Source organism: Oceanihabitans sp. IOP_32 (assembly GCF_009498295.1).
Lineage (GTDB): Bacteria > Bacteroidota > Bacteroidia > Flavobacteriales > Flavobacteriaceae > Wocania > Wocania indica.
Genome location: NZ_CP040813.1, coordinates 855,071 through 872,194, shown reverse-complemented (window position 1 = coordinate 872,194; position 17,124 = coordinate 855,071). Strand labels below are relative to the sequence as shown.

The following is a 17,124-nucleotide window of genomic DNA, read 5'->3' as shown; positions in this document are numbered from 1 at the left end:
ATTAAGACTTAATAGATTCGTATATTAATTTGGCTGTTTTTTCACTAGCGCCTTTACCACCAAGTTTTTTTTCTAAATCGTAATAATCTAAAAATAATTGATCGCGTTTTTCGGAGTTTAATATTAAATCTAATTCTTCTTTTAAACGATTTTTATTGAAATCTTTTTGAATAAGCTCTTTAACAACTTCCTTGTTCATAATCAAATTAACTAAAGAAATATATTTTAAAGTTATAATACGTTTAGCGATTTCGTAAGAGATAGCACTACTTTTATAACATACTACTTGGGGTACTTTAAATAATGCCGTTTCTAAAGTGGCTGTTCCAGAGGTGACTAAGGCTGCAGTAGATACACTTAACAAGTCGTAGGTTTTATTTTCTACAAAGCTAATATTAGCGTTTTTAATAAAGGGTTTATAAAACTCATAATCTTGACTAGGTGCCCCTGCAATTACAAATTGGTAGTCTTTAAAGTCATGAACTAAACTAAGCATTACCGAAAGCATTTTTGTGATTTCTTGTTTTCGACTGCCTGGTAACAGTGCAATTATAGGCTTGTTATTTAATTGGTGCATAGCTCGAAATTCTGCCTCTTCAATTTGAGTTCTATCTGCAATAGCATCAATTAAAGGATGCCCCACAAAGGTAACATCGTAATTAAAGTTATCTTTATAGAAGTCTTTTTCAAAAGGTAAAATAACATACATAGCGTCAATATCCCTTTTAATGTTATGAACTCGTTTTGCACGCGATGCCCAAACCTGCGGAGAGATATAATAATTTGTTCTAAATCCTTTTTGTTTTGCCCATTTTGCAATACGCAAATTAAATCCAGAATTGTCTATAAAAATTATAACGTCTGGATTAAAAGCTTCGATGTCTTGCTTGCAAAACGCGAGATCTTTAAATATTTTATTAAGGTTTAAAATAACTTCAATAAACCCCATAAAGGCGCGCTCCTTATAATGTTTCACCAAAGTTCCCCCTACGCTTTGCATAAGATCGCCACCCCAAAACCTAAAATTGGCATTAACATCTTCCTTTTGTAAAGCTTTCATTAAGTTCGATGCATGTAAATCACCCGATGCTTCGCCAGCAATTATATAGTATTTCATTGTTATAATGTCATTTCAAAAACAGTTTTAAACCTGTTTATCTATTTTTAAACCCGAACCTGATCTCGGTTATAAAAGCATATTAAATTATTTTAAAAATTAGTGTTAAAACAGCCACAAGAACAGTTACCAATAACACCCCGCGAGCTCTGTAGTCCTGTCTCTTTTTTATAAAAATAAAAAAAACAACTAAATTTAAAATAGCCCCTAGGCTCAACAATTTACCCAATACACCTTCAGTATGTGCGTTTTTTAGAGTGGTAGTAAAACTTTCGCCACCACCCAAAAGCTTTGCAGCTAAAAAAAGACCGATACTATTTGCTATTAAACCTACCAATACGCCTGTTGCGACTTCTTTTTTAATCATTTAAATTCCAATTGTTTATTGATTTGATGTGTTTGTGTGCGGTTAAATCAAATTGCGTGGGAACCACAGACACGTAATTCTGTTCCAAGGCCCACTCATCGGTATCTTCTCCGTGATCTAAATTAACAAATTTACCCGAAAGCCAATAATAATCGCGACCTTGAGGGTTTTGTCTTTTATCGAAAGCTTCCACCCAATTAGCTCGTGCTTGGCGGCAAACTTTTATTCCTTTTATAGCTTCCTCTGGAACATTAGGGATGTTTACATTTAAAACCACATCTTTTGGTATACCGTGTTTTAGCGCTTTTTCGGTAATGGTTTTTACAAACGATTTACAGGCGTCAAAATTAGCCTTCCAAGTATAATCTAATAGCGAAAAACCTATGGCCGGAATACCCTCGATACCCGCCTCAATGGCAGCACTCATAGTGCCCGAATAAATTACATTTATCGATGAGTTTGAGCCATGGTTAATACCAGATACACACAAATCTGGTTTTCTAGTTAATAGTTCTCTTATACCCAGTTTAACACAGTCTGCAGGAGTTCCAGAGCAGCTGTACTCTAAGTGCGTTTGGTTTTCCGATTTAATTTTTCTGGCGTATAGTGTCGAGTTAATTGTAATGGCATGACCCATTCCGCTTTGGGGACCATCGGGAGCTACTACGACAACCTCTCCAATGGTTTTCATGACTTCAATTAGCATTCTAATACCCGGCGCATTTATGCCATCGTCGTTAGTTACTAATATTAAAGGTTTTTTTGACATACTTGAATTATAAATAAGAAACCAAAAATACGAAAAATGACCTGTAAATAGGTAATTTCTTTGCTTTAACAAAAAATTAGTAGCAATTGTATTTATTGGCATGGTTTTTTCTCTATTTTAGTAAAAATAATTGGTAGGGCTTTTGGCGAACGAAGATTTTAAGGTCTAATAAAAATTGAAATACGTAAAAATCTACAAGTAGAGTTTGTCTCTCAAAAGGAATACTAAATAAGGTGTCGTTCGACGCATAAATAATGATTAATAAAGATTTATGAAAAATATTATGAAGAGGAATTATAAGGTGTTATTGTTAATGGTGTTGCTGGCTTTTGCATCCTGCAGTTTTACAACAAAATCATTCGATGATTCTGATAAGGATAAAATGCTAATTCATATTATTAAAAACATTTTAAAAGAATATCATTTTGATCCTATAGCTATTGATGACGAATTTTCAGCTGATTTTTTTGCCGATTATATAGAAACTATTGATCCGCTTAAGCGATTTTTTTATGCCTCAGATTATAAAGATTTTGAAAAGTATAAGTTAACTATCGACGACCAACTAAAAGTCTCAGATCTTACCTTTTTTAACGTGACGCACGAACGTATGATGAAGCGTATTCAAGAAGCCAAATCTCTTTATAAAGAAGTTTTATCTCAACCTTTTGATTTTTCTAAAGACGAGGTTTTAGATACCGATTCTGAGAAACTGTCTTTTGTTAACAACAGAAAGGAACTCAAGGAGCGTTGGCGATTACAACTTAAATACTCTACATTAATTAATTACGACGATATTTACAAAGAAGAAATACAAGCTAAAGAAAAAGATTCTTTACATGTTATGAAAACCGCTGTAGAAATTGAAAAAGAAGCTCGTGAGGCGACTCTAAAATCTTTGGATATTTATTTTAATGATAATCTAGACGATTTAACTCGAGAAGATTATTTTGCCGTGTATGTTAATGCTATTGTAGATGAGTTCGACCCGCATACCTATTATTTAGCCCCTCGAAATAAAGAGGTTTTCGATCAGCGTATGTCTGGGAAGTTGGAAGGTATTGGAGCTGGGCTTCAAAAGCGTATGGATTATATTAAAATCACATATTTAGTGTCTGGTGGTCCGGCCTGGCGTGGAAAAGAATTGGAGATAGACGATATTATTTTAAAAGTAAAACAAGAAGATGAAAAGGAAGCCGTTAGTATAGTTGGCATGCGTATAGACGACGCCATAAAATTAATTAAGGGGCCAAAAGGCACGAAAGTGACTTTAACCATTAAAAAAATAGATGGCTCTATTAAAGATGTAGTTATTACCAGAGATGTTGTAGAGTTGGGTGAAACCTACGCAAAATCTTCATTGGTAGAAAAAAACGATAAAAAGTTTGGGGTTATTAATTTACCATCTTTTTATTTAGACTTTAACGACTATAAAAGATTGAATGCCGCTGCAGATGTAAAAAAAGAAATAGAGCGTTTAAAAGCCGAGGGAATTGGTGGTCTAGTGCTCGATTTACGTGGCAACGGAGGGGGCTCACTTCCTGCGGTTGTCGATATGGCTGGTTTATTTATAGAAGAAGGACCAATTGTTCAAGTGCGATCAACAGGGGAGTCCAAAGAAATTTTAAGAGATAAGGATAAGTCGATTACATGGGATGGTCCTTTGGTTATTTTGGTTAATGAGATTTCTGCATCCGCCTCAGAGATTATGGCAGCTGCCATGCAGGACTATAAACGCGCAATTATTATAGGTAGTAAACAAACATACGGCAAAGGAACTGTTCAAAATGTGATGAATCTTAATAACGTCGTTAGAAATAATACTTTAGGCGATCTAGGTGCTTTGGCATTAACTACTCAAAAGTATTATAGAATTAATGGGGGCTCTGTACAGTTAGAAGGTGTTAAGAGTGATGTTGTTGTGCCTGGACGATTTAGTTATATTGATGTGGGTGAGAAGGATAAAACGAATCCATTGCCATGGGACGAAATTGATGCTGCCAATTATAAGGTCTTAGATACCTATTACGACTATAACGAAACCATTAGCAAAAGTAAGGAACGCATGCGTAATAATGCACAGTTAAAGCTTATTGATGAAAACGCGAAATGGATGAAAAGCAAAATTGACGAAACTCTCGTGCCATTAAATTACGAAGTGTATAGAGCGACTAATCAAAAAAATGAAGAGGAGTCTAAACGTTTTGATGCCATTTCAGAATATAAAACAAACCTAACATTTAAGTCGCATGCCTACGAGCGTAAACTTTTTACTAGCGATACCACAGATCTCAAAGAAAAGCGAGAAAGATGGTATGAAAGCATGAGTAAAGATGTGTATATTGAAGAAGCTTTAAATGTTCTGGAAGATTTAAAAATGTCTTATGCCATGAAAAAAGTAGCGCATACTAAGCGCTAAGTTTATAGGCATTAGTTTTAATACTAAAACATCCCAGGGTTCGAAAACTTTGGGATGTTTTTATTTTGAGTATATATTTTTAGACCTGAAATATTTGGCTAAATCTTAAGGCGTTAGGTTGTGGTGTTCTTTTAAATTTTTAATAAGCCTGTCATCGACTCCTAAATACCGTTTTGCCCCTAAATATCTGTTTTTATTAAGAGCGTCATAATTTGGGGCTTCAGGATTTATCGAGTTAATTTTTACCCGACCTGAAGCGTGAATAAATTCATTATTAGCGTTGTTTAGCCAAATACCAACATGGGTAGTGCGTTGTTTTGTGCTATCGGTCGCTTTTTTACCAAAAAAAAGTAAATCTCCTTTTTGTAGGTTGTCAAACCTTAAATCCTCATCAACCAATTTACCCGCATTAATTTGCTGTGAAGCATCTCGCGGAATCACAAAACCATTCATAAAAAAAACAGTTTTGGTAAAACCGCTACAATCCATACCTTTAGTAGAGGTGCCACCCCATAAATACGGAGCGCCTATAAACTTCATGGCAGTAGTCTCTATGAGGTCTGCAGAAGGTTCTAAGATGTCAAGCCATACGTTATAAGGCATGGCTTCTTCCTTTTTAATATAGCCTATGCGATTGTCTGGATAGCTAACTTTATAGCTGTCTTTTTTGGTGTTTACTAGCTTTAATTGAGACCCCAGAACAATGTCTGAAATTATTGGTGCATCTGGCTCATCAGAAGCATAAACATGTCCGAAAGTTTCGGTGTAAATAATCTTAGGAGTGGCTTGCCATTCTTTCAATTCAGTATCAGTTATTAGCGTTACACCACCGTGATCTACCCACGAAATATAACGATCTGGGGTTTGTACTAAATAAAAATCGCCTTCAATTTTTAAGACATTTAAAACCGTACCTAAAATAGCTTGTGTCGCTAATTCTGCAGAGTGTTTTGGTTTAGATCGGATGTTGGCTACCGAGTTATTAACTAAGGCATATTTTGTTTCGCCAACCGATGTGTTTGGCAGTAAATCTATATCGAAATCTATGTTTAAGTTCCCCGACGTATCTATCGCTTTTAAAAGTGACGAAGATAATGCAGAAATAACATCAGCGTTGGTAGTTTCTCCAGTTACAAGAAGCGTTTTTTCTTGTTTAGTTAAGTTAATATGATATACTTCCACTCGAGTATCTGGGGCATATATTGTTTTAAGGCTATCCTTTATGTGTTCAAAATTATTTTGGTAGCTGGTTTCTTGTTTGTTGCAAGACACTAGAAAGAGTAAAGCAAGTATGATAATGTAATGTTTCATTAAAATTAAATTTAGTGAAGCTAAAATACAAAATCAAAGCTTAGGTGCGAGTGTGTTTTTTTTTCTAAAAAAGGGGTAAGTAAATAATAAGGAGTAAACAGGTCTTTTTAATTAGGGGCGGCTATACGAAATCTCGGGCTAAAGCGCAGTCCAATCCATATTGGCATTTAAACTATCTATGTATTCTAAAACCTCATCTTTTCCTATGGTTTTTGAAGAGGAGGTAACGAAATAATTGGGCATATCTTCCCAAGTTTCTAAAAGTACATTTTTGTACGCTTCAATATGGTTTTCGATAGCTTTGGGTTTTAGTTTATCGGCTTTGGTGAAAATAATGGAGAACGGAATCCCGTTTTCGCCTAACCATTGCATAAATTCTAAATCTATGGGTTGCGGGTTGTGTCTAATGTCAACTAAAACAAAAGCACTAACTAGCTGTTCGCGTAAAGCAAAATATTGAGTAATAAATTTTTGAAAAGTTTTTTTAGAGCTTTTTGAAACGCGGGCATAACCATATCCAGGTAGGTCTACTAAGTGCCAGTTTTTATTAATTAAAAAATGGTTTATAAGTTGTGTTTTACCAGGGCGACCAGAAGTTTTTGCTAAACTTTTCCGACCAGTTAACATATTAATTAAAGACGATTTTCCAACATTACTCCTGCCAATAAACGCATATTCTGGAAGCCTGCTTTTCGGACATTTTTCAACATCAGAATTACTCATTACAAATTCGGCAGATTTAATTTTCATGTATTCCGTTTAAAAAGCAATAGATTTCTATTTAGAAATTCCGCTTAGTTAACCAAGCGTCTAAAATTTGGTTAAATTCATCAGGGTGTTCCATCATGGCAGCATGACCACATTTATCGATCCAAAACAATTCAGAATCTGGTAAAAGTTCGTTGAATTCTTCGGCTACATTTGGTGGTGTAACCGTATCATTTTTTCCCCAAATAATGCAAGTTGGAGTCTCCATTTTAGGTAAATCTTTACCCATATTATGCCTTATCGCACTTTTTGCAATCGCTAATGTTTTTATAAGTTTGTTGCGATCGTTTACAGTTTCGTAAACCTCGTCTACAATGGCTTTAGTAGCAACGGCAGGGTCGTAAAAAACATCTTGGGCTTTCTTTTTAATAACCTCGTAATCGCTGCGTTTTGTGTAACCACTACCCATGGCGCTCTCGTAAAGTCCAGAGCTTCCAGTTATTATAAGCGCTTTAACTTTTTCAGGATACATTTTGGTGTGATATAAGGCAATGTGCCCGCCCAAAGAGTTGCCCAGTAAGATTACATCTTCAAGACCTTTAAACGCAATAAAATCATGTAAATACTTAGCAAAACTTTTTACATTAGTTTTGATTAGAGACATGCTGTAAATTGGTAATTCTGGAACTAAAATTTTATAGCCTTTTTTGCTAAAATAGGCAGTTACCGAATCAAAATTGCTTAGTCCACCCATTAGGCCATGTAAAATAATTATAGGCTTACCCTCCCCAATTTCAATATAGCTATGGTTTTTTTCTTTTTTTAAACGATGTGTCATTAACTAGTCAGTCTTGTTTTTCGTTGAAAACAAATATAGTTATTTCATTCAGATTACAATCATTTAATTTAAACTGCTCCAAAAAAAAATTAAAAATTAAGCTTAGCCCAGCACCCGTATATACTGGTGTTTTTTTAAAATATTGATAATCAATGACTCATGTTTTTTAAACGCATGCTGGTTTTAATAAGAAGTTATTTAATGGAAAACTTATTAACAAAGTGCAGTAAAGTGGTAAAAAGTGGTAAAATTTTTGATATATTTGAGGACGAAACCCTAAACTAAGCAAAAACTGTTTTGAACTCATTAATAGGTACATACGATTGTAAAGTAGATGCCAAGGGGAGGCTTATGATGCCTGCTGGTATTAAGAAGCAATTGGTGTCTATTTTGGAAGATGGTTTTGTGTTGAGGCGATCGGTATTTCAGCCGTGTTTGGAGTTGTATCCTATGCGAGAGTGGCAAGAGGTTATGCAAAAGGTGAATAAGCTTAACAGGTTTAAAAAAAAGAACAACGATTTTATTCGTCGTTTTAATGCTGGCGCAAAAATGGTTGATATCGATGCAAGCGGACGCTTGTTAATTCCGAAAGATCTTATTGGTTTTGCTGGAATTTCAAAAAACATAGTGATTTCGCCTGCTGTTAATATTATTGAAATTTGGGATAAAGACAAGTACGAACAAGTTATTAACGATACTGCTATAGATTTCGCAGATTTAGCAGAAGAAGTTATGGGACAAGACGATGATGATTATGGAATATCATAAACCTGTATTATTAAAAGAAGCCGTTGATGGTTTAAATATTAAGGAAGATGGCATTTATGTAGATGTTACGTTTGGCGGTGGCGGTCATAGTAGAGAGATATTAAAACGTCTTGGTGAGAAGGGAAGACTGTTTGCTTTCGATCAAGATCAAGATGCACTGGAAAATACAATTGATGATGAGCGATTTACCTTGATTCATGAAAATTTTAGATATGTAAAGCGGTTTTTAAGGTTTCATGGCGTAAAAAAAGTCGATGGTATTTTAGCCGATTTTGGTGTGTCGTCACATCAATTTGATGTTGCAGAACGTGGTTTTTCAACCCGATTTGATGCCGATTTGGATATGCGGATGAATCAACAAAGTGAGTTATCGGCATTTCATGTAGTTAATGAATATGAAGAAGAGCAATTAAGGCAAGTGTTTTCGCAATATGGTGAATTGAGAGCGGCTCCTGCGATGGCAAAATTAATTGTAGAGCACAGAGCAATTGAGCAAATTAAAACAAGCGATCAATTAAAAAAGGTTTTAAAAAAGTTTTTGCCTCCGCGTCACGAAAACAAGGTGTTAGCTCAAATTTATCAAGCAATTAGAATTGAGGTTAATCAGGAAATTGAAGTTTTAAAAGCCTTTTTAATGCAAACGCCAGAGCTTTTAGAAGTAGGGGGGCGTTTAAGTTTTATATCCTACCATTCTTTAGAAGATAGGTTAGTGAAGCGATTTATTAGAAATGGGCTTTTTGAAGGTGAGCCAGAACGCGATATGTTTGGCAATTTTGAAGTGCCTTTAAAAAAAGTAAACGGCTTAATTATCCCGTCGAAAGAAGAAATTAAAATAAATAATAGAGCACGGAGTGCAAAACTTCGAATTGCTGAAAAACTATAAAAAGGATGTTGTTCTAGGGGGTTTTTCGAGACACAGGAATCTCTTGAAATGAAATCGTAAAAACAGATTGTCATACCTAAAAAGGCTAGCATTAACGAAAAAAACAAGAATCTAGGTTGAAAAAAAATATTCAGAGCATATTAAAAGGTACCTTTTTGGTAAGCGACGATTCCTTTAAGAATTGGCGCATGATTCTTTTTGTCTCTGGTTTAGCTATTGTAATGATTGCGAGTTCGCATAGTGCAGACAAGAAAGTATACGAAATAGCAAAATTAAAAAATGAAGTGAATGAATTGCGTTCAATATTTATAGAAGGTAGATCGAAATTGATGCGCTTAAAAATGGAATCGGTTGTGGTGGTTAAAATGCAGAAAAAAGGGTTGTCATCCTCATTAATTCCGCCTAAGAAAATCAAAATAAAAAAACAATAGAAGAATAAAAAAAAGGAAGTCTTGGCAGTAAACGAAAAAAACATATTAAACCGATTGTATTTTATAGCAGGCTGTATGTTCGTCTTTGGTCTTGCTGTGGTTTTTAAATTGTTAAGTATTCAGTTTTTGCAAGGTGATAAGTATCGGGCAATGGCTGGCGAACGTGTAATTAAAGATGTTGTTATTCCGGCTAATAGGGGTAATGTATATTCGGCCAATAGTAATTTGTTGGCAACCTCGGTACCTAAATATGATATTCGCATAGATGCCCTAACGCCAAAGTCTAAAACCTTCGAAAAATACTTAAAACCGCTGTGCGACTCTCTGGCTAGTTTCTCGGGGAGACCATCTAGTTACTATCAAAAAGAAATTAGGAAAGCACGAGCCAATAAAAATAGATATTATTTGTTGGCTAGAGACATTGGTTATTCCGATTATATTAGAATTCGGAATTTTCCCTTATTAAATCTCGGTGCATTTAGAGGTGGTTTAATCGTTAGGCAAACTACAAAGCGCGAACATCCTATGGGCGGCATTGCACAACGCACTATAGGTTACGAGCGTATTGATGATGCTGGAAACATTACCAGACCTGGGATTGATGGGGCTTTTGGTATTCAGTACTTAAGGGGTACCGATGGTCATAGAAAAAAGCAAAAAATAGGCAAAGGGCAATGGAAGCCTCTAAGCGATGCTAACGAAATTGAGCCTAAAAACGGCTACGATTTATACACCACAATAAATGTAAACATTCAAGATATAGCCCATCATGCCCTTTTAGAGCAGTTAGAGAAGTATAAGGCCGACCATGGTTGTGTTGTTGTTATGGAAACCAAAACAGGAGAGGTGAAAGCCATTTCTAATTTAGGTAGAAATAAAAACGGAAAATATTACGAGCGTTTAAACTATGCGGTTGGCGAATCTCACGAATCGGGTTCTACCTTTAAGCTCATGTCTCTTGCTGTTGCACTGGAAGATAAAGTTATAGATACTAGCGATGTAGTCGATACAAAAAATGGGGTGTTATCATTTTATGGAAAGCGAATACGAGACTCAAAACACGGTGGTTATGGTAAAATATCGGTTTCTAAGGCTTTCGAGGTGTCTTCAAATGTTGGTATTGTTAAGGTAATCGATCAGGCGTATGGAAAAAATCCAAGTAAGTTTGTCGATAGACTTTATAGCATGAGTTTAAATCAGAAATTAGGCTTGCCAATTATAGGAGAGCCTAGCCCTGTAATTCCAGATCCTAGAATTAAAAATGGTCGCTGGAGTGGCATCGCATTGCAGTGGATGGCTTATGGTTATGGAATATCCTTTACTCCACTGCAAATTTTAACCTTTTATAATGCGATTGCAAATGATGGTGAAATGGTAAGACCACAGTTTGTAAAAGAAGTTAAAGAGTTCGATAAAGTAATAGTGCCTTTTAAGAAGGAGGTGATTAATAAACAGGTTTGCTCGAAAGAAACAGTAGCGAAATTACAAGAGCTTTTAAAGCATGTCGTCGAAAAAAAACACGGCACAGGAAATAAGTTGTATTCTAAAAATTTCTCGATGGCTGGTAAAACGGGCACGAGTCAAAAAGATTATAAAAACAAAGAAAAACTAAATTACATCTCGTCTTTTGCTGGGTATTTTCCTGCAGATAATCCTAAATACTCTTGTATAGTAGTAATTCACGAACCAGATAAAAGCGTTGGCTATTATGGTGCCGATGTTTCAGGGCCTGTATTTAAAAAAATTGCTCAAAAAATTTTTACAGACACCCCTATTATCGATGAGGTAGAATCTTTAGACATTAAGAATAAATCGACAGATAAGGAATATCAGCAATTTTACAAAATAGCTCAAACTTACAAAACCATCATGCCCCTGGTTGTAGGCTTACCAGCTATGGATGCTTTGGCATTATTGGAGAATATGGATGTAGATGTAAAAGTTAAACTCAACGGCAGTGGTATCATTAAAAACCAGTCGGTTAATAAGGGGGTTAAATTAAAAAACAATCAATCTATTGTATTACAAGCTTCATGAAGGTATTAAAAGACATATTATATAAGGTGGCCATTCACGATGTTGTGGGAAGCACAGGTGTGTGTATAAATACCATTCGTTTTGATTCTCGCGAGGTTAAAAACGACGATTTGTTTGTTGCTATTACAGGAAACTTAATCGATGGGCATCAGTTTATAGACAAGGCCATAAATAATGGTGCGAAGGCAATTGTTTGCGAAAATTTACCCGCACACTTAGCGCCGGGAATTACTTACGTTCAAGTTAAGAATTCTAAAAGTGCCTTGGCGTTTATGGCTTCAAATTTTTACGATACTCCTTCAGAAAATTTAAAGTTGGTAGGGGTAACTGGAACAAATGGTAAAACTACAGTAGCAACCTTATTGTATAATTTATTCACAAAAGCAGGCTACAAAGTGGGCTTGTTGTCTACAGTTAAAGTACGTATTAATAATACCACATATCAGGCTACCCATACCACACCAGACTCCTTAACTATAAATAAGTATTTAAAGGAAATGAATGATGCTGGTGTAGAGTTTTGTTTTATGGAAGTAAGCTCGCATGGTATTCATCAAAACAGGATTGAAGGTTTGCGTTTTGAAGGCGGTATTTTTACCAATCTTTCTCACGATCATTTAGATTATCACAACACCTTTGCAGAATATCGCGACGTTAAAAAAGTGTTTTTTGATGCACTTCCAGCTAAAGCATTTGCTCTTGTAAATGCCGATGATAAAAACGCGTCGATAATGCTTCAAAATACGAAGGCTAAAAAATATACCTACGCATTAAAAAGTTATGCCGATTATAAAGCACAAATTTTAGAAAATCAATTTAGTGGCTTATTGCTTAAAATTAACGAATGTGAAGTGTGGACTCGTCTTATCGGCAAGTTTAATGCTTATAATATACTAGCCGTTTATGCGACTGCAGAATTGTTAGGTTTGGAAAAAGAAGAGGTTTTGAGGTTGGTTAGTGATTTAGAGAGTGTTAGCGGACGTTTTCAATATATAATTTCAGATGAAAAAATAACGGCCATAGTCGATTACGCCCATACGCCAGATGCCTTAAAGAATGTACTGGAAACCATAAATAGCATACGCACTAAAAATGAAACCTTAATTACTGTAGTAGGTTGTGGTGGCGATCGAGATGTGTCTAAACGCCCAAAAATGGGTCATATCGCATCGGCATTAAGTACCCAGGTTATTTTTACAAACGATAATCCGCGAAGCGAAAACCCTGAAGCTATTTTAAAAGCTATTGAAAGTGGTGTTGAACCTCAAAATTTTAAAAAAACAATGACCATTGCCGATAGAAAACAAGCCATAAAGACGGCATGCCAGTTAGCTCAACCCAACGATATTATTTTGATCGCAGGGAAAGGACACGAAAATTATCAGGAAATTAATGGCGAGCGTTTCGATTTTGATGATTATAAAATAGTACAAGAATTTTTAAAACAATTGCAGAAATAAAGAGTTGGAAGACCGAAGACGGAAGTGAAAATTATATGATAATGTCATGCTGAACACAGTCGAAGCATCTCAACAAAAGAATTAAATGTTATACTACTTATTTGAATATTTAGAAAGCGAATTCCAGTTGCCAGGAGCAACACTCTTTAGTTATTTAACTTTTAGAGCAGCATTAGTTATGATTTTATCGTTGCTAATATCAACCATTTTTGGAAAAAGAATTATTCGTTTTTTACAAAAACTACAAGTCGGTGAAACCATTAGAGATCTCGGTCTGGAAGGGCAGGTGCAAAAAGCTGGAACGCCAACCATGGGTGGAATTATTATTATTCTTGCCACTTTAATTCCGGTTGTCCTGTTTGCTAAACTGGCTAATATTTATATTATTTTATTAATTGTAACAACCCTTTGGATGGGGGTTATTGGATTTATCGATGATTATATCAAGAAATTTAAAAACAATAAAGAAGGTTTAAAAGGAAGATTTAAGGTGGTTGGTCAAGTTGGTTTGGGTTTAATCGTGGGGGCAACTCTATTTTTTCACGATGATGTGACCATGAAAGAAAAACTTCCTGCAGAAGTACAACAAGAACTTCTGGCTGAAAACCCAAAAATTGCTGCTTCAAAGTTATTTCAGGATGAAGTGAAATCGACAAAAACGACGATACCTTTTGTAAAAGGAAATGAGTTTGATTATGCCAAACTAATCACATGGATTAATCCAGGACTCGAGAAATACGCTTGGATTGTTTTTATTCTAGTTACCATTTTTATCATAACTGCCGTATCAAATGGCGCAAATCTCACCGATGGTATCGATGGCTTAGCCGCGGGAACATCGGCTATTATAGTATTAACTCTGGGTATTTTCGCTTGGGTATCGGGTAATATTATTTTTTCAGATTACCTAAACATCATGTACATCCCTAGGGTAGAAGAAATAACCATTTATATCGCAGCATTTGTTGGTGCGCTTATTGGGTTTTTATGGTATAACGCATATCCGGCCCAGGTGTTTATGGGTGATACAGGGAGTTTAACCATAGGAGGAATAATTGCAGTAATAGCTATTGCAGTTCGAAAAGAATGGTTAATTCCAGTGTTATGTGGCATTTTTTTAGTTGAAAACTTATCGGTTGTTATGCAAGTGGGGTGGTTTAAATACACCAAAAAGAAGCATGGTGTAGGACGACGGCTTTTTAAAATGGCTCCGTTGCATCATCATTATCAGAAGTTAGGGTACCACGAAAGTAAGATTGTCACTCGATTTTGGATTGTAGGGATTTTATTAGCCATAGTGTCTATAGTGACATTAAAAATTAGATAAAAATTAAAATGAATCAAAACAAAAAAAATACTCAGCAAACTCAAAAAACCGCTTTATTATCAGAGGGGGCTGCTGGATATTTAGTAATTCTTGGTGGTGGAGAAAGTGGTGTAGGGACGGCACTTTTGGCCAAGGCTAATGGTTACGATGTTTTTGTTTCTGATAGTAATGAGATTAAAGAACATTACAAACAGGTTTTAGAACATCATGCGATTAATTGGGAAGAAGGAAAGCATACCGAAGCTAAAATTTTAAATGCTAGCATGGTTATGAAAAGTCCGGGCATTCCAGAGCATGTGCAAATTGTAAAAAAAATACGGGATCGCGGTATCTCTGTGGTTTCAGAAATTGAATTTGCGGCTAAATTTACCAAGGCGACCATTATTGGTATAACGGGAAGTAATGGTAAAACTACAACGGCGACCCTCATGCATCATATTTTAAAACAAGAATTAAACGTCGGGTTAGCGGGCAATATTGGAGACAGTTTTGCGAAACAGATTTTAGAGCACGATTTTAAGAACTACGTCTTAGAGATTAGCAGTTTTCAGTTAGATGATATTATTGATTTTAGACCAAAAATAGCGGTTGTTACTAATATAACTCCAGATCATTTAGATAGATACGATTATAAATTCGAAAATTATATCGCTTCAAAATTTAGAATAGCGAAGAATCAAACCAAAGATGATTTTTTAATTTATGACGCCGATGATGAGGTGATTACACAATATCTTGAAAATCACCCAGTACACTCCACATTATTACCTTTTTCATTAACAAAAACTATTGAGAATGGTGCGTATTTGGATGAGCAAAAAATTATTATATCAATTAATAATAATCAGTTAATTATGTCTGCAACAAGAAATGCCTTAAAAGGTAAACACAATATAAAGAACGTTATGGCTGCCTCGACAGTAGCCCATTTATTAAAAATAAGAAAGCAAGCTATTCGCGAGAGTTTAGAGAGTTTTCAAGGTGTTGAACACCGTTTAGAGTCGGTTTTAAAAATAAATAAAGTTCAGTATATAAACGATTCGAAGGCCACCAATGTAAATGCGACCTACTATGCTTTAGAAAGCGTTAATGCACCAATCGTGTGGATTGTTGGAGGTGTCGATAAGGGTAACGACTACGAAGGCTTATTCCGATTTGTTAACGAAAAAGTTAAAGCAATTATATGCTTGGGTAAAGATAATGAGAAGCTCAAACAAACGTTTAAAAACATGGTTGAGGTTTTTCATGAAACCCAAGAAATGAACGAGGCCGTAAGAATGGCATATAAAATTGCAGAAGCTGGAGATAGTGTATTGTTATCGCCTGCTTGTGCAAGTTTCGATCTTTTTGAGAATTATGAAGATAGAGGGCGTCAATTTAAAAATGCGGTAAGAAATTTATAAGTCTGTAATTATTTAAATTATAGCTTAATTTAAAAACAAACTATAGAAAATTTAAACTGGCTATTTCGTGTTTACGGAATGCGAAGAAAATAATGAAGCAAATTTTTAAAAATATAAAAGGTGATAGGTTAATTTGGGCCATTGTGGCACTATTAGCGATATTATCATTTTTACCAGTGTATAGTGCTGCTAGTAATTTGGCCTATAGAAGTGGTAGTGGTAACACTTTTGCGTTTTTTGTAAAACATTTTATGCATTTGCTTTTGGGCTTTGTAATAATGTATGGTGTTCATAAAATTCCGTATCGTTATTTTAAAGGCTTGTCGTTAATATTAATCCCTGTAGTATTATTGTTATTAGGGGTAACCATGTTGCAAGGCACTACTATAGAAGGTGCAAATGCGAGCCGATGGATAAAAATACCAGTTGTGGGTGTGTCGTTTCAAACCTCAACTTTAGCATCGGTGGTTTTAATGGTTTATGTGGCGCGATATATGTCTAAAATAAAAGATAAAACCATAACTTTTAAAGAATCGATATGGCCACTATGGGTGCCCGTATTCTTAATTTTAGTGCTTATCTTGCCCGCTAATTTTTCAACTGCTGCCATTATGTTTTTAATGGTAATTATGCTGGTGTTTTTAGGGGGGTATCCTATCCGCTATTTAAGTGTGATTATCGGTTCGGGTATTTTGGTATTAGTTATTTTCGTATTAACAGCCAAGGCTTTTCCAGATGCGATGCCTAATCGAGTAGATACTTGGCTAAGCAGAATTGAAAGTTTTTCAAACGATGAAGACACTCAGGCCGATTATCAAATCGAAAAGGCAAAAATAGCCATTGCATCTGGGGGTATTCAGGGTGTTGGTCCCGGGAAAAGTATCCAGAAGAATTTCTTACCACAATCGTCTTCAGATTTTATTTTCGCGATAATTATTGAAGAATACGGATTGATAGGAGGATTTATTATCATGGGTTTATACATGTGGCTATTATTTAGGGTTGTTATCGCAGCCCAGAAAGCCGATACTATTTTTGGCAAACTGCTGGTGCTTGGCGTGGGCTTGCCTATAGTGTTTCAAGCTTTAATTAATATGGCAGTTGCCGTAGAATTGTTTCCAGTTACCGGGCAAACCCTGCCATTAATAAGTAGTGGTGGTACCTCGATTTGGATGACTTGTTTAGCCATAGGTATTATTTTAAGTGTTAGTGCAAAACGAGAAGAAATAAAAGAACAGGAAAATAATGAGGATAATCCGTTAGAAATTCTTTCGGAAGCGATGTAA

The 17,124-nt window shown here is 35.3% G+C and carries 15 protein-coding genes; 9 read left to right on the top strand and 6 right to left on the bottom strand.

Annotated elements, in window-relative coordinates:
- Position 1: 1 nt before the first annotated feature.
- The 3 genes from lpxB to surE all read right to left on the bottom strand — a co-directional run bounded on the left by lpxB (position 2) and on the right by surE (position 2,253).
- Entirely contained in the window at positions 2–1,117 is a 1,116-nt protein-coding gene (gene lpxB / locus FEZ18_RS03630) for a lipid-A-disaccharide synthase (protein WP_153267061.1), read from the bottom strand.
- Between the two features lie 82 nt (positions 1,118–1,199).
- Entirely contained in the window at positions 1,200–1,484 is a 285-nt protein-coding gene (locus FEZ18_RS03625) for a hypothetical protein (protein WP_153267060.1), read from the bottom strand.
- On the bottom strand, positions 1,477–2,253 hold the full coding sequence (gene surE, locus FEZ18_RS03620) for a 5'/3'-nucleotidase SurE (RefSeq protein ID WP_153267059.1): 777 nt from the start codon (positions 2,251–2,253) through the stop codon (positions 1,477–1,479). Before surE ends, FEZ18_RS03625 begins: the two co-directional genes overlap by 8 nt.
- A gap of 283 nt (positions 2,254–2,536) precedes the next feature.
- Between surE and FEZ18_RS03615 the strand changes: the two genes are divergently transcribed.
- Positions 2,537–4,672, top strand: a complete 2,136-nt coding sequence (locus tag FEZ18_RS03615) for a carboxy terminal-processing peptidase (RefSeq protein ID WP_153269036.1) — start codon at positions 2,537–2,539, stop codon at positions 4,670–4,672.
- A 105-nt stretch (positions 4,673–4,777) separates the two neighbouring features.
- On the opposite strand, the gene FEZ18_RS03610 is transcribed toward FEZ18_RS03615, so the two are convergent.
- From FEZ18_RS03610 to FEZ18_RS03600, 3 genes are all read right to left on the bottom strand, one after another.
- The gene (locus FEZ18_RS03610) at positions 4,778–5,983 is read right to left on the bottom strand and encodes a C40 family peptidase (protein ID WP_153267058.1); all 1,206 of its coding nucleotides are present in this window, start codon (positions 5,981–5,983) and stop codon (positions 4,778–4,780) included.
- A gap of 138 nt (positions 5,984–6,121) precedes the next feature.
- A complete protein-coding gene (gene yihA / locus FEZ18_RS03605; RefSeq protein WP_153267057.1) occupies positions 6,122–6,733 on the bottom strand; it encodes a ribosome biogenesis GTP-binding protein YihA/YsxC in 612 nt (203 codons plus the stop codon).
- A gap of 31 nt (positions 6,734–6,764) precedes the next feature.
- Complete coding sequence (locus FEZ18_RS03600; RefSeq protein WP_153267056.1) at positions 6,765–7,529, bottom strand: alpha/beta fold hydrolase; 765 nt, start codon at positions 7,527–7,529, stop codon at positions 6,765–6,767.
- A gap of 297 nt (positions 7,530–7,826) precedes the next feature.
- On the opposite strand from FEZ18_RS03600, the gene mraZ reads away from it, so the two are divergent.
- The 8 genes from mraZ (at position 7,827) to FEZ18_RS03560 (ending at position 17,124) form a co-directional block, all read left to right on the top strand.
- Positions 7,827–8,297 carry a division/cell wall cluster transcriptional repressor MraZ gene (gene mraZ, locus FEZ18_RS03595; RefSeq protein ID WP_153267055.1) on the top strand — a complete coding sequence of 157 codons (471 nt, stop codon included), beginning with the start codon at positions 7,827–7,829 and terminating at the stop codon, positions 8,295–8,297.
- Positions 8,284–9,180: a 16S rRNA (cytosine(1402)-N(4))-methyltransferase RsmH gene (rsmH, locus tag FEZ18_RS03590; RefSeq protein WP_153267054.1), complete on the top strand. Its 897-nt coding sequence runs from the start codon at positions 8,284–8,286 to the stop codon at positions 9,178–9,180. Before mraZ ends, rsmH begins: the two co-directional genes overlap by 14 nt.
- A gap of 116 nt (positions 9,181–9,296) precedes the next feature.
- On the top strand, positions 9,297–9,611 hold the full coding sequence (locus tag FEZ18_RS03585; RefSeq protein WP_153267053.1) for an FtsL-like putative cell division protein: 315 nt from the start codon (positions 9,297–9,299) through the stop codon (positions 9,609–9,611).
- A gap of 75 nt (positions 9,612–9,686) precedes the next feature.
- Positions 9,687–11,648, top strand: a complete 1,962-nt coding sequence (locus FEZ18_RS03580) for a penicillin-binding protein (protein ID WP_153269035.1) — start codon at positions 9,687–9,689, stop codon at positions 11,646–11,648.
- A complete protein-coding gene (locus FEZ18_RS03575) occupies positions 11,645–13,108 on the top strand; it encodes a UDP-N-acetylmuramoyl-L-alanyl-D-glutamate--2,6-diaminopimelate ligase (protein WP_153267052.1) in 1,464 nt (487 codons plus the stop codon). The genes FEZ18_RS03580 and FEZ18_RS03575 overlap by 4 nt, the downstream gene beginning before the upstream one ends.
- Before the next feature lie 85 nt (positions 13,109–13,193).
- Complete coding sequence (mraY, locus tag FEZ18_RS03570; protein ID WP_153267051.1) at positions 13,194–14,435, top strand: phospho-N-acetylmuramoyl-pentapeptide-transferase; 1,242 nt, start codon at positions 13,194–13,196, stop codon at positions 14,433–14,435.
- 8 nt (positions 14,436–14,443) lie between these two features.
- Positions 14,444–15,838: a UDP-N-acetylmuramoyl-L-alanine--D-glutamate ligase gene (murD, locus tag FEZ18_RS03565; RefSeq protein WP_153267050.1), complete on the top strand. Its 1,395-nt coding sequence runs from the start codon at positions 14,444–14,446 to the stop codon at positions 15,836–15,838.
- A gap of 92 nt (positions 15,839–15,930) precedes the next feature.
- Entirely contained in the window at positions 15,931–17,124 is a 1,194-nt protein-coding gene (locus FEZ18_RS03560; RefSeq protein ID WP_153267049.1) for an FtsW/RodA/SpoVE family cell cycle protein, read from the top strand.

Bases quoted from the DNA above. Each gene is read 5' to 3' on its own strand.
- FEZ18_RS03625 (WP_153267060.1), bottom strand. From the start codon at position 1,484: ATGATTAAAAAAGAAGTCGCAACAGGCGTATTGGTAGGTTTAATAGCA.
- yihA (WP_153267057.1), bottom strand. From the start codon at position 6,733: ATGAAAATTAAATCTGCCGAATTTGTAATGAGTAATTCTGATGTTGAA.
- rsmH (WP_153267054.1), top strand. From the start codon at position 8,284: ATGGAATATCATAAACCTGTATTATTAAAAGAAGCCGTTGATGGTTTA.
- FEZ18_RS03575 (WP_153267052.1), top strand. From the start codon at position 11,645: ATGAAGGTATTAAAAGACATATTATATAAGGTGGCCATTCACGATGTT.
- surE (WP_153267059.1), bottom strand. From the start codon at position 2,253: ATGTCAAAAAAACCTTTAATATTAGTAACTAACGACGATGGCATAAAT.
- FEZ18_RS03580 (WP_153269035.1), top strand. From the start codon at position 9,687: ATGTTCGTCTTTGGTCTTGCTGTGGTTTTTAAATTGTTAAGTATTCAG.
- lpxB (WP_153267061.1), bottom strand. From the start codon at position 1,117: ATGAAATACTATATAATTGCTGGCGAAGCATCGGGTGATTTACATGCA.
- mraY (WP_153267051.1), top strand. From the start codon at position 13,194: ATGTTATACTACTTATTTGAATATTTAGAAAGCGAATTCCAGTTGCCA.
- FEZ18_RS03600 (WP_153267056.1), bottom strand. From the start codon at position 7,529: ATGACACATCGTTTAAAAAAAGAAAAAAACCATAGCTATATTGAAATT.
- FEZ18_RS03610 (WP_153267058.1), bottom strand. From the start codon at position 5,983: ATGAAACATTACATTATCATACTTGCTTTACTCTTTCTAGTGTCTTGC.
- FEZ18_RS03560 (WP_153267049.1), top strand. From the start codon at position 15,931: ATGAAGCAAATTTTTAAAAATATAAAAGGTGATAGGTTAATTTGGGCC.
- FEZ18_RS03615 (WP_153269036.1), top strand. From the start codon at position 2,537: ATGAAGAGGAATTATAAGGTGTTATTGTTAATGGTGTTGCTGGCTTTT.
- murD (WP_153267050.1), top strand. From the start codon at position 14,444: ATGAATCAAAACAAAAAAAATACTCAGCAAACTCAAAAAACCGCTTTA.